At 54.6% G+C, this 12,290-nt stretch carries 12 protein-coding genes; 8 read left to right on the top strand and 4 right to left on the bottom strand.

The genetic code is table 11. The features are described 5' to 3' along the window. Positions 1-40 precede the first annotated feature (40 nt). Complete coding sequence (locus tag HA50_RS22520) at positions 41-697, bottom strand: amino acid ABC transporter permease (protein WP_084879074.1); 657 nt, start codon at positions 695-697, stop codon at positions 41-43. Next, a complete protein-coding gene (locus tag HA50_RS22515) occupies positions 694-1,497 on the bottom strand; it encodes an amino acid ABC transporter ATP-binding protein (protein ID WP_084879073.1) in 804 nt (267 codons plus the stop codon). Before HA50_RS22515 ends, HA50_RS22520 begins: the two co-directional genes overlap by 4 nt. Positions 1,498-1,606: 109 nt before the next feature. On the opposite strand from HA50_RS22515, the gene HA50_RS22510 reads away from it, so the two are divergent. Then, positions 1,607-2,572: a hydroxyacid dehydrogenase gene (locus tag HA50_RS22510; protein WP_084879072.1), complete on the top strand. Its 966-nt coding sequence runs from the start codon at positions 1,607-1,609 to the stop codon at positions 2,570-2,572. Between the two features lie 11 nt (positions 2,573-2,583). Here HA50_RS22510 and HA50_RS22505 read toward each other — a convergent pair whose 3' ends face one another. Continuing rightward, positions 2,584-3,363, bottom strand: a complete 780-nt coding sequence (locus HA50_RS22505) for a LamB/YcsF family protein (protein ID WP_084879071.1) — start codon at positions 3,361-3,363, stop codon at positions 2,584-2,586. Between the two features lie 146 nt (positions 3,364-3,509). Between HA50_RS22505 and pxpB the strand changes: the two genes are divergently transcribed. The 7 genes from pxpB (at position 3,510) to HA50_RS22475 (ending at position 8,513) form a co-directional block, all read left to right on the top strand. After that, positions 3,510-4,241 carry a 5-oxoprolinase subunit PxpB gene (gene pxpB / locus HA50_RS22500; protein WP_244193638.1) on the top strand — a complete coding sequence of 244 codons (732 nt, stop codon included), beginning with the start codon at positions 3,510-3,512 and terminating at the stop codon, positions 4,239-4,241. Beyond that, positions 4,238-5,185, top strand: coding sequence for a 5-oxoprolinase subunit C family protein (locus tag HA50_RS22495; RefSeq protein WP_084879069.1), 948 nt, complete (start codon positions 4,238-4,240; stop codon positions 5,183-5,185). The genes pxpB and HA50_RS22495 overlap by 4 nt, the downstream gene beginning before the upstream one ends. Before the next feature lie 31 nt (positions 5,186-5,216). Further along, positions 5,217-6,143 (top strand): dihydrodipicolinate synthase family protein, encoded by a 927-nt coding sequence (locus HA50_RS22490; RefSeq protein ID WP_084879068.1) that lies wholly within the window; start codon positions 5,217-5,219, stop codon positions 6,141-6,143. 485 nt (positions 6,144-6,628) lie between these two features. Continuing rightward, positions 6,629-6,967 carry a helix-turn-helix domain-containing protein gene (locus tag HA50_RS22485; protein WP_084879067.1) on the top strand — a complete coding sequence of 113 codons (339 nt, stop codon included), beginning with the start codon at positions 6,629-6,631 and terminating at the stop codon, positions 6,965-6,967. Continuing rightward, positions 6,957-7,394, top strand: a complete 438-nt coding sequence (locus HA50_RS31775) for a HipA N-terminal domain-containing protein (protein ID WP_244193637.1) — start codon at positions 6,957-6,959, stop codon at positions 7,392-7,394. The genes HA50_RS22485 and HA50_RS31775 overlap by 11 nt, the downstream gene beginning before the upstream one ends. Continuing rightward, positions 7,366-8,220: a type II toxin-antitoxin system HipA family toxin gene (locus HA50_RS22480; protein ID WP_244193636.1), complete on the top strand. Its 855-nt coding sequence runs from the start codon at positions 7,366-7,368 to the stop codon at positions 8,218-8,220. The genes HA50_RS31775 and HA50_RS22480 overlap by 29 nt, the downstream gene beginning before the upstream one ends. A gap of 53 nt (positions 8,221-8,273) precedes the next feature. Continuing rightward, positions 8,274-8,513, top strand: a complete 240-nt coding sequence (locus HA50_RS22475) for an HNH endonuclease signature motif containing protein (protein WP_244193635.1) — start codon at positions 8,274-8,276, stop codon at positions 8,511-8,513. Between the two features lie 31 nt (positions 8,514-8,544). Here HA50_RS22475 and nifJ read toward each other — a convergent pair whose 3' ends face one another. Next, positions 8,545-12,063: a pyruvate:ferredoxin (flavodoxin) oxidoreductase gene (gene nifJ / locus HA50_RS22470; protein ID WP_084879065.1), complete on the bottom strand. Its 3,519-nt coding sequence runs from the start codon at positions 12,061-12,063 to the stop codon at positions 8,545-8,547. Between the last annotated feature and the right edge of the window lie 227 nt (positions 12,064-12,290).

The raw sequence follows: 12,290 nt of genomic DNA, 5'->3' as shown, positions 1-12,290 counted from the left end.
CTCCCATTAAGATGATGGTGTGGTAGCAAAATAAGGCAGATTAAACGTATCTCTCCTGGCGACGTTCCAGCCAGCCCGTCAGACGCGTCAGCAGGGTGGTCATCACCAGGTAAATCACAGATGCCGCGATGTAAAATTCAAAAGGACGGAAGGTGCTGGAGATAATGGTCTGCGCATATAAGGTCACGTCCATCACGGTGATCGTCGAGAGCAGCGAGGTGTTTTTCAGCGCCGAGATCGCCTCATTGGTTAGTGATGGCAGAATGATGCGGAACACCTGCGGCAGAATAATGCGACGCATCACGTCACTTTTGGACATACCTAATGCGTAAGAGGTCTCGATCTGGCTTTTCGGAATCGCGTTCAGGCCGGTGCGGATGATTTCAGCGACATAAGCGCCGCCGTTAAGCGCCAGCGCAATCACACCAGCAAAAAATGGCGAGAAGCTGAGACCAAACTGCGGCAGGCCGAAATAGATGATAAACACCTGAATCAGCGCCGGTGTGCCGCGAATAAACCAGATATAAAATTCAGCAATTTTTCTCAGTGCGACGATGTGTGATCGTTTCGCCAGTGCAGCCAGCAAGCCAAATACCCAGCTCAGGACAATGGTCAGCACGGTAATACCCAGCACGATAATCGCGGCAGTCAGAAAGCCGCTGCCATAATCCTGAAGATCCTGATAAAGCTGCATCATGCGGCGTTTCCTTTAATGGCTTTAATATCGTCGTGTAAAATGCGGCTGAGGAACTGGCGCAGGCGCGGACTTTCCGGCTCGGCCAGCACTTTTTCCGGGGGACCGTCAACCGCCATCACGCCCTGATCGAAGAACAACACGCGCGACGAGACTTCACGCGCAAAGGCGATTTCATGGGTGACCAGCAACATGGTCATGCCTTCTTCGGCCAGCATCGCAATCAGCGCCAACACCTCACCCACCAGCTCGGGATCGAGCGCGGACGTGGCCTCATCAAACAGCATCATTTTGGGTTTCATCGCCAGCGCACGCGCAATGGCGACGCGCTGCTGCTGTCCACCGGACAGGCGCGCCGGGTACTGAAATCTTTTTTCAAACATGCCCACCCGGTTCAGCAACTCTTCTGCAATTTTTACCGCTGCGCTGCGTGTCATTTTCTTCACCCGCATCGGCGCTTCAATGACGTTCTCCAGCACCGTCATGTGGGGCCACAGGTGATAGTTCTGGAACACCATGCCAATCTGCTGGCGCAGCAATTGCAGTTGCTGCTGGTCGGGCTGGGCGCGGGCGCCATCGCGAAAATCAAACGAAAAATCGCCGAAATCCATAAAGCCGCTCTGCGGCATTTCCATCACGTTCAGGCAGCGCAAAAAGGTGCTTTTGCCTGAGCCACTGGCGCCGATGATCGAAACGACCTCGCCCTGATGGACCTCAAGCGCCACGTTCTTCAACACGTGAAGATCGCCAAAACTCTTGTTCAGCTCGCGGATTTTCAGTAAAGGCTTAATGGCCTCGCTCATACGGGGACTCCTGTGCATTATTCGATACTTAACCAGAATGTTTTTTCTTGGCATTCCAAAGAAATGCAAAGAGAATGCCAATAATGTTAAACACCATCAGGGAAACTCAATGAAACAGATGTGTTGGGCACCGCACCCGATAAACTCATCAGGAATCAATTACCTGGAAGAAAATGGCCTGGCCGTTTCCACCGAAACTTCGCCAGAAGATCCACAGCAGCGTCAGCAGATCGTGGCGGCCATTTTTCGTAGCGGAAAATTCACGCGCACGATGATGGAGCAACTTCCGCACCTGAGAGTCATTGCGGTGCACGGTGTTGGAACGGACGGTATTGATCTCGACGCCGCCACCGAAAACGGCATCGTGGTACTGAATACGCCAGGCATGAATAGCCGCTCGGTGGCGGAACACGCCCTCGCCCTGCTGTTCGATCTGGCGAAACGTCTGACCGTTTGTGATCGTGCCGTCCACCAGCAGCAGTACATGGCGATAAAATACACTGGCGGTTTTCAGGAGATTTATGGCCTGACGCTGGGCATTGTCGGTTATGGCGCTATCGGGCAAATTCTGGCCCGCATGGCCGTGGCGCTGGGCATGAAGGTCATGGTTCATACCAGCCAGCCAGCGGACGTGATTGCCCAGGCGGGATGCAGTAAGGCTGATGATTTAGCCGCCCTGCTGCGTGAGAGTGATTTTGTCTCCCTGCATGCCCCTGCCACCGCTGACACTTATCACCTGATGGATCGCCAGCGGCTGGCGCTGATGAAGCGCAGTGCCTGCCTGATCAACACCAGTCGTGGTTCACTGATCGATGAAAGCGCGTTGGCCGAGGCGCTACACCAGGGCGAGCTGGCGGGTGCAGGGCTGGACGTGTTCGAACTGGAGCCTCTGGCGTCTGATTCTCCGCTGATGACCGCCCCGAACCTGATTCTCACCCCGCACACTGCCGCCTCTTCGGATAGTGCGATGCGCAATATGGCGCTGGCAGCGGCACAGGGGGTGGTGACGGTACTGAATAATCAGCCGCCGCTCTCGCTGATTAACCCGGCTGTCTGGTCAACGCGGCGTCAGTAACAGGCAGCGCTTCAGCCTTTAGCGGCCAGCACCTGCGCCATCGGGGCAAACTGGATGCCCCGTCCTTCCAGCAGGCTGCGAACGGCACGGGCCATGTTTACCGCGCCGGGCGAGTCGCCGTGTACGCAGAGCGAGTCGATCTCCACCGGAAGGGTGCTGCCGTTTACCGTGGTGATGGCGGATTGATCGATCATGCGCAGGATGCGTTCGCTAGCGAGTTGTGGATCGTGCAGCACCGCGCCGGGTAGCTGGCGCGAAAGCAGATTGCCGTTAGCAGCGTAAGCGCGATCGACATAAATTTCTCTTATGACCCGCAGCCCCTGTTGCACGGCAGCCGCCTCGGTGCACATCCCCGGCATCACCACCATAATCAGATCCTGATCCACCTGATAAATGGCCTCCGCCACCGCCTGCGCCCATTCGCTGTTTTCCGCCGCCATATTGCCGAATGCCCCATGGGTTTTGACGTGTTGCAGGGAAAAGCCCTGACTTTCCGCCAGTGCCTTCAGCGCGCCAATCTGGTAGATCACCATGTTACGGATCTGCTGTGGCGTGTAGCCGTAGATCGGTCTGCGGCCAAAACCGGCCAGATCGAGGAAGCCAGGGTGGGCACCTACCGCAACGTTTTTCTGTCGGGCATTTTGTAACGTTGAGAACATCACATCCGGGTCACCCGCATGAAATCCGCAGGCGATATTGGCGGAGGTCACGATCGAGAGCATCTCCTCATCCGCCCCCATCTTCCAGACGCCGAAGCTTTCTCCCATGTCACAGTTCAGGTCAATCAACATTCAAACTTCACTCCAGGCTACTGATTATTCATCTGTTTATTCAGGCAATAAGTATTTAATCTGACAGCGTTTATTGACAACATTTTTATGGTATGCCAAAAGTATTCCATGATGCAAATAACGAAAATGTATGTCAGGAAGCGAACGTGAATGAAGACGTCGTGCCGCTGAGCTGGGCGATTCAGACCATCGCCGATCAGGCGGTGAATATCGATTTTGGTGAAGTGATTGACGCGCGGGTGAATCAGCGCGTGACGTCGTTAGCGGCAGCCATCAGGCAACAAAACATAGCGGGCGTCACCGGTTGCATTCCGACCTACCGATCGCTGACGGTGACTTATGACTCGGTCGTTATCCGCCAGAGGGAACTGATCCAGGCTGTAGAGTTGCTGCTCAACACGGACGTGCTGCACACGCCGCCGCGCAAGTGCTGGCTGATACCGGCTTGTTACGGCGGTGACTACGGCATCGATCTGGCAAGCTCAGCGACCACCCTGGGCCTGACACCCGCCGAATTGATTGAGATCCACAGCGCCCAGCCCTATCGCATCTATATGATTGGTTTTATGCCGGGTTTCGCTTACCTGGGTGGGCTCGATCCGCGTTTACACCTCGCCCGACGGACATCACCGCGCCAGGAAGTGCCCGGCGGCAGCATCAGTATCGGCGGGGTTCAGTCGGCTATCGGTTCCGTCGCTGCGCCCAGCGGCTGGCATTTGCTGGCACGAACGCCGGTAAAAAGTTTCGATCCACAGCGTGAGCAGCCTTTTTTATTTAACGCGGGCGAGGAAGTGCGTTTTATCCCCGTCAGCGAACACGATTATCAGACGTTACTCGCCGACCGGCATTACCAGCCTGAATGGAGCCTGCTGCCATGAATTATTTCGAGGTGCTGTCACCAGGCGTCATGTCAACCTTACAGGACAGCGGGCGCGTCGGTTATGAGGATCGTGGCGTGCCGCCTTCGGGGGTGATGGATGAGTTAAGCTTTGCCCTCGCCAATGCGCTGGTGGGCAACCCCGCCAACACCGGCGTCATCGAATTCACCCTGACCGGGCCGAGGCTGAAGCTGTGCGGTGATCAACCCTGCATCTTCGCTATTACCGGCGATGCGGTAGCAACATTAAACGATATACCCTGCCCGATTTATCAGTCCCGGCAAATGCTGCCGGGAGATGTTCTGGCCATACAGCGCCTGCGCTCTGGGGCGCGCGGTTATCTTGCCGTCGCCGGGGGTTTTGCGGTGCAACCACAACTGGGCAGCGTCGCTACGCTGATCAGGGCAAAGCTGGGTGGCTTTGACGGGCGTCCGCTACAGAAAAATGACCGGTTACCGCTGGCGGTTCCGACACGGCAGGTACGTCCAGGCCTCCGTACCGACCGTATTTTTCCACAGATGGAGAAACGCCCGGTACGGGTGATCTGGGGGCCGCAGGACAGTTATTTTGATGATGCGGCGCGCGCACGTTTTCAGTCCCAGACTTATACGCTATCCCCCCAGTGCGACCGTATGGGTTATCGCCTGCATGGCGAGCCACTCAGCCACAGCCGGGGTTTCAATATTATTTCCGATGCCATTGCCCATGGCAGCATCCAGATTCCTGGCGACGGCTTGCCGATCGTAGCAATGAATGATCGGCAGACCACCGGCGGATACCCAAAAATCGCCACCGTGATTCGGGCCGACCTGGCGCGCCTGGGCCAACTGAAGCCGGGCGATGCTGTGCGCTTCGAAGCGGTGTCGGTTGAGAAAGCGGAAGAGATCTGGCGGGGTCGCCAGGCGATTTTAAACCAGAAACGAGCCGCGCTGGATCAGCAGTAATTGCCCGTCGCTGGCTCACAAGGAAACGATGATGTCTCTGATTACTAACCAGACGAAAGGCGTTTATGTTATTGCGGTCACGCCATTTTTGCCGGATGGCGCTATCGATCACAGCAGCATCGACAGCGTCACTGACTTTTACTTTGACCAGGGTGCGGATGGCCTGACGATCCTCGGCATGATGGGTGAAGCGCCTAAGCTGACGCTGGAAGAATCGGTTGCAATTACCCGCCAGACGCTGAAACGAGCAGCGGGCAAACCGGTGATTGTCGGCGTGTCTGCGCCAGGGCTGGCGGCGATCGGTGAGCTATCGCACCGGGTCATGGAGGCTGGAGCTGCCGGAGTGATGGTCGCTCCCCCTTCAGCGCTACGCACCGACGAGCAGATCCTCAACTACTACCGCAACGTCATCGAGACGCTGGGGCCAGACGTGCCCGTGGTGCTACAGGATTTCCCACTTGCTACCGGCGTACAGATGTCGTCAGAGGTGCTTATCAGGCTGTTCGCCGCGCATCCGAGCATTGTGATGTTAAAACATGAGGACTGGCCTGGCCTGCAAAAGATCAGCGCTATTCGTCAGTCGGAAGCAGACGGCAGTCGTCGTGTCTCCATCCTGTGCGGCAACGCGGGGATGTTCTTACCGGAAGAGATGGCGCGCGGTGCCGATGGTGCAATGACCGGTTTCGGCTATCCGGAAATGATGGTTGAAGTGACACGGCTGGTCAGTAACGGCCAGCGCGATTTAGCGCAGGATATTTTTGATGTGTACCTGCCGCTGATGCGCTATGAGCAACAGCCGGGTCTGGGGCTGGCAATCAGAAAACACATTCTGGCACGCCGTGGTGCCATTGCCCACGCCTCACAGCGCCGTCCCGGCAGCGTGCTCAGCAGTGCAGCGATTAGCGAGGTTGAATACCTTATCACCCGCCAGGAAGCGAAGCTGGCACAACTGCGTTAGTACAACCAGGAAAAACCTGGCGGGATGGTGCGCCAGGTCCCTCGTTTAATCCATATTGACTCATATATAAGTCATTAAGCCAGTTAATGGCTTATATATGAGTCATTTTGACGATAACTCATGCATTCCTGAAGTGGTGGCAGGGCTTTTATACAAGTCATCAAATTAATAATGGGATAGCCATTAAAGTGTATTTAAACAGCCAACACTCTTATTAAAGGAAGTTTTAATAAGAGTGTTGGCATGTGAAGAATTGTTTAGCAATCAGTCAGGCAGAACCGCGTTAGCACAACCTGTGCAGGAGGGCCTGCTTGATGGTGTAGCAGAACCAGCACGCACATCATAATGACTCACATATGAGCCATTAAGCCACTTAATGGCTCATATGTGAGTCATTATGACAATGGATTATACCTTCCTGAAGTGATAGTATGGCTACTATATAAGTCATCAAATACGTTAATGGCCTTTAAAAGGAGGTCAATATGCCTCGTTCTGCTCCCAGGGCTTACTCTCGTTATACCCAGGAAGCCCTGTATTTACTGGCTGCCATGATTCGCCTTGAGCGTAAAACTCAGAAGATGACTGAAACTGAACTGGCGGAACGTGCGGGTATATCCCGGAGCATGTTGCAGCGTATTGAAAAAGCAGACCCAAAATGTGAACTCGGGATGGTTTTTGAGGTAGCAGCATTGCTGGGAATACGGTTATTTGATGCTGATTCGAATAAATTAGTGAGCACCCGTAAACAGGCCGAAGACAAATTAAGTCTTCTGCCACAACGCATACGTAAACAAACGAAGGAAACGTTTGATGATTTCTGAACAATCTCCACAACAGGCATTTGTATGGATTTGGCTGCCTGGAGAAACATCACCTGTAGTCTCTGGTCGCCTGAGTAACGATAATGCGGGAAATCTGGTTTTTAACTACGGCAGAAGCTATCTCGAACGTATCAGGGATCAGCCCGCCGCCATTCCAATTTATCTTCCTGAGCTTCCTTTACAATCTGGCGTCCTTCCCTTATTACCAGGACTTACCATGCCATCCGCTATCCGTGACAGTGCACCGGATGCATGGGGGCGACGGGTTATTATTAATCGTAAATTGGGTGTCAGGGGAGCAGATACCGACACAGCTTTACTTGATGAACTAACCTACCTGCTTGAATCAGGTTCTGACCGAATCGGTGCCCTGGATTTCCAACGATCGGCAACGGATTATGAGCCACGCTCCGCTAAAAAATGTTGAGATGGAAGAATTACTTCGATCGGCTGAGCGTGTTGAGCGAGGTATTCCCCTTACTCCAGAACTGGATCAGGCATTATTTCATGGTAGTTCTATCGGTGGCGCACGCCCAAAAGCGTTGATCGAAGAACAAGGTAAAAAATACATTGCCAAGTTCTCAGCCAGCAACGATCTCTATAGTGTGGTTAAAGCTGAATTTATCGCTATGAGATTAGGCTCCCTTTGTGGTCTGGATTGCGCGCCAGTTCTCATGACGCACGCCGGTGGTAAAGATATTCTGCTGATAGAACGGTTTGACCGAATTAAAACCAAAGCAGGCTGGACACGAAGGTCGATGGTGTCTGCCTTAACCCTCTTCGGCCTGGATGACATGATGGCAAGGTATGCCAGCTATGAGGAGTTCGCTCAACTCATTCGCCAGCGCTTCGAACGTCCGAAGGAGACGCTTAGGGAGCTATTTGCACGTATCTGCTTCAATATTCTTTGCGGGAATACTGATGACCATGCCCGAAACCATGCAGCCTTCTGGAATGGTGAAAGGTTGTCACTCACTCCAGCATATGACATCTGTCCACAAGGTCGTGCCGGAAATGAAGCCACACAAGCAATGCTTATTAATGGTAATAACCGACTCAGTCAGCGCAGTGTATGTCTGGAAACCGCTCATAACTTTCTGCTGTCACAAGAAGAAGCTTTGGAAATTTTCGATGCGCAGGTTGAGATCATAACGTCTCGCTGGAATGACGTTTGTGATGAAGCTGAATTATCAGAAGTGGATCGCAGGCTTTTCTGGAAACGTCAGTTTTTAAATCCTTTCGTCTTTGAATAATTTGCTCTGGATGGGCAGCACCTATTAATTTAACCCTCAACCTCACCCCAACCGTGCCAGAAGAACCCTATACCACGCAATACACTGCACGCGGTCAGCCCGGCTTTCGGACTCAGCAGGGGGCGATTTTTGCCGAGGTGCATCACATTATCCCACTGAGTGAAGGTGGCGCGGATGAGGCGTCTAACCTGATCGTGTTGTGCCCAAATGATCATCGTAAAGCACACTACGGTCAGAACATGAAACAATTACGCACTGAGTTTACCGGGATTCGCCGTCACTCGCCCCCCTGATCAACAGGGGGACGGGACGTGCTGTCTGTCGTTAAATATCCAACTCCCCTGCCATACTCTGATACTGTTCAAACCGCTGCTTTGCATCAAGTTCCGTCTGTTGCAGCAACTGATCCGCGGTTTCCGGGGCAGTACGGACTAACGAGGCATACCGCACCTCGCCCATCAGAAAGTCACGGAAACTTTCTTCGGGTTCTTCTGAGTCGAGGATAAACGGATTTTTGCCACGCTGGACCAGTTGCGGGTTGTAGCGCCACAGGTGCCAGTAACCCGCCTCGACCGCGCGTTTCGCCTCGCGTTGGCTGCACCCCATCCCTGCTTTTAACCCGTGATTGATGCAGGCGGCGTAAGCAATCACCAGCGACGGACCCGGCCAGGCCTCCGCCTCGGCGATAGCGCGCAAGGTCTGCGCTTTATCCGCGCCCATCGCAATCTGCGCCACATAAACATTGCCGTAGCTGACCGCCATCATGCCGAGATCTTTTTTACGGGTGCGTTTCCCTTCGGCGGCAAATTTTGCGATGGCGGCGGCGGGAGTGGATTTCGAAGACTGCCCGCCGGTGTTGGAGTACACCTCGGTATCGTAGACCAGCACATTAACGTCCTCGCCCGATGCCAGCACATGATCCAGGCCGCCAAAGCCAATATCGTAAGCCCAGCCATCGCCACCAAAAATCCACTGGGAACGTTTGGCGAAATAGTCCTGATTTTGATAGAGACGATTCAGCAGCACATCATTACCCTTTTCCGCAGCCAGCAGCGCACTGAGTTTCTCTCCCCGTTCGCGTGTGCCCTCGCCCCGGTCTTTCAGTTCCAGCCACTGATGCAAGGCCTGGTGCAGTTCGCCACTCAGAGGCAGATGCAGCGCCTCGCTGGCACACTGGGCCAGTTGTTCGCGGATCGCCCGTCCTCCCAGCATCATACCCAGACCAAATTCGGCGTTATCCTCAAACAGTGAATTAGCCCAGGCCGGTCCCTGCCCTTTATGGTTGGTGGTCCAGGGGATGGAGGGGGCGCTGGCTCCCCAGATGGAAGAACAGCCGGTAGCATTGGCGATCATCATCCGGTCGCCAAACAGCTGCGTCACCAGCCGGGCATAAGGCGTTTCGCCGCAACCGGCGCAGGCACCGGAGAACTCCAGCAGCGGGGTTTCAAACTGGCTGCCTTTTACCGAGGTTTTGCCGAAGGGATTGGTTTTTGGCGACAGCCCCATCGCATAATCCCAGACCGTGCTCATATGACGCTGCGTTTCCAGCGGCTGCATACTGAGTGCCTTGCCTTTAGCCGGACAGATATCAACGCAGTTACCACAGCCGGAACAATCCAGCGGAGAGATCGCCAGGTGATACTCATAATCCGTCGCCCCCTGGGCTGGCTTGCTTAACAGCTCCGGCACCGCAAAATAACGTTCTTCGCTGGTCAGCAACGCCGGACGCACGGCGGCATGGGGGCAGATAAACGCGCATTGATTACATTGGGTGCAGCCGTCAGGATTCCACACCGGCACCTCCAGCGCGATCCCGCGTTTTTCCCAGGCCGAGGTGCCGGTGGGAAACGTACCGTCCTCCATCCCGGCGAAGGCACTTACCGGCAGTTTATCGCCACACTGGCGATTCATCGGAGCAAGGATGTCACTGATAAAATCAGGCATCATCAGCGTGGCAGCGGGCGTATCCACCTGCCCGGCCCAGCGCTCCGGCACCATCACCTCCTGAATCGCCTCCATCCCCAAATCAATGGCGGCATTATTCATATCGATAACGTTTTGCCCTTTGCTGCCATAGGATTTTTCCACCGCCTGCTTTAAATAGGCCGCTGCGGTTGCGGGTTCAATGATGCCGGTGAGTTTAAAAAAGGCTGCCTGCATCAGCATATTAAAACGTCCGCCCAGTCCCAGCCGCCGCGCAATCTCCACCGCGTTCAGGGTGTAAAAACGAATGCTATTACGGGCGATATAACGTTTGATATTCGCGGGCAATTTCTCTTCCAGTTCCTCACCAAACCAGGTGCAGTTGAGCAGGAAGGTCCCGCCTGGATTTAACCCCTCCAGCAAGTCGTATTTATCGACATAGGATTGCTGCGAGCAGGAAATAAAATCAGCCCGGTGGATCAGATACGGGGCATTGATGGGACGCTGACCAAAACGCAGGTGGGAAACGGTAATCCCGCCAGATTTTTTCGAGTCATAGGCGAAATAGGCCTGGGCATACATCGGGGTTTTATCACCGATGATTTTAATCGCACTTTTGTTGGCACCCACCGTGCCATCCGAACCCAATCCCCAGAATTTACAGGCGGTAATCCCCTCGGTGGAAACCGGCACCTCATTGACCGGTACCGGCAGCGAGGTATGGGTGACGTCATCAAAAATCCCCACGGTAAAACCATCCTGCGGCGTCGGTTTTTTCAGGTTCTCAAATACAGAAAGGATATGGTCTGGCAGCACATCCTTGCCGCCGAGGGCATAGCGTCCGCCAACTATCAACGGCGCATGTTCACGCTGATAAAACGCATTTTTCACATCCAGGCATAGCGGTTCGGCCTGCGCGCCGGGTTCTTTGGTGCGATCCAGTACGGCGACGCGTTTTACGCTGGCAGGAATGCGAGCCAAAAAGTGCGTTAAAGAAAAGGGCCGGAACAGATGGACCATCAGCACCCCCACCTTTTCGCCGCTGTCGAGCAGCGCATCGACCACATCCTGGATGGTGTCGCATACCGACCCCATGGCGATAATGATGTGTTCGGCATCATCGGCACCATAGTAATCAAACAGATGATATTCACGTCCGGTGATGGCGGCGATCTCCGCCATGTAATTTTCCACGATGTCCGGCAGCGCCGCATAGAAGCCGTTGGCGGCTTCGCGTTCCTGAAAGTAAATATCCGGGTTCTGCGCCGTGCCGCGAATTACCGGGTGATCCGGGTTGAGGGCATTGCGGCGGAAACGGTCCAGCGCCTCACTATCCAGCAGCGGCGCCAGTTCATCGTAATCCAGCACCTCGATTTTCTGGATTTCATGTGAGGTGCGAAAGCCGTCAAAGAAGTTGATAAACGGCACCCGCCCCTTAATGGCGGCCAGATGCGCCACCGCCGACAGATCCATCACCTGCTGCACATTGCTTTCGGCCAGCATCGCGCAGCCGGTCTGGCGTACCGCCATCACGTCCTGATGATCACCAAAGATATTCAGCGAATTGGTCGCCAGCGCCCTGGCACTGACATGAAACACCCCAGGCAACAGTTCCCCGGCGATTTTGTAGAGATTCGGGATCATCAGCAGCAGTCCCTGCGATGCGGTGTAGGTGGTGGTTAACGCCCCCGCCTGGAGTGCACCGTGTACCGCCCCGGCGGCACCCGCTTCCGACTGCATCTCCATCACCCGCACCGGTTGACCAAACAGGTTCTTCTTCCCGGCAGCGGCCCACTCATCAACATTTTCCGCCATCGGCGTGGAGGGGGTGATGGGGTAAATCGCCGCCACATCGGTAAAGGCATAGGAGATCCAGGCCGCCGCCGCGTTGCCATCCATCGTTCTCATTGTTCCGGACATGTCTGTTTCCTCAAAAACCGTCGTGACCTTGCCCGAAGCACAGCCTGTGCCAGTTTGCCTGTTCTGAATAAAAACAATGAGATGGAAGAACACCCTGCCGTATGGCGCAGGATGCATTGCGCGGAACAGCACAGCCAACCCGACAACCTGTTGAACAGCTGACAAAGTCACCGGCACGCCGGAATTGTCCTGTTTGCAACAATTGGTCTGCCGATTGTTTCCTGTTT

It is taken from the genome of Pantoea cypripedii (assembly GCF_002095535.1).
Classification (GTDB): Bacteria; Pseudomonadota; Gammaproteobacteria; order Enterobacterales; family Enterobacteriaceae; genus Pantoea; species Pantoea cypripedii.
This window is presented reverse-complemented; position numbering and strand designations above follow the sequence as displayed.

Coding starts and splice junctions, on each gene's coding strand:
- HA50_RS22480 (WP_244193636.1), top strand. CDS start 7,366: ATGAGCCACGCTCCGCTAAAAAATGTTGAGATGGAAGAATTACTTCGA.
- HA50_RS22490 (WP_084879068.1), top strand. CDS start 5,217: ATGTCTCTGATTACTAACCAGACGAAAGGCGTTTATGTTATTGCGGTC.
- HA50_RS22510 (WP_084879072.1), top strand. CDS start 1,607: ATGAAACAGATGTGTTGGGCACCGCACCCGATAAACTCATCAGGAATC.
- HA50_RS22505 (WP_084879071.1), bottom strand. CDS start 3,363: ATGTTGATTGACCTGAACTGTGACATGGGAGAAAGCTTCGGCGTCTGG.
- HA50_RS22520 (WP_084879074.1), bottom strand. CDS start 697: ATGATGCAGCTTTATCAGGATCTTCAGGATTATGGCAGCGGCTTTCTG.
- HA50_RS22495 (WP_084879069.1), top strand. CDS start 4,238: ATGAATTATTTCGAGGTGCTGTCACCAGGCGTCATGTCAACCTTACAG.
- HA50_RS22515 (WP_084879073.1), bottom strand. CDS start 1,497: ATGAGCGAGGCCATTAAGCCTTTACTGAAAATCCGCGAGCTGAACAAG.
- HA50_RS22485 (WP_084879067.1), top strand. CDS start 6,629: ATGCCTCGTTCTGCTCCCAGGGCTTACTCTCGTTATACCCAGGAAGCC.
- nifJ (WP_084879065.1), bottom strand. CDS start 12,063: ATGTCCGGAACAATGAGAACGATGGATGGCAACGCGGCGGCGGCCTGG.
- HA50_RS31775 (WP_244193637.1), top strand. CDS start 6,957: ATGATTTCTGAACAATCTCCACAACAGGCATTTGTATGGATTTGGCTG.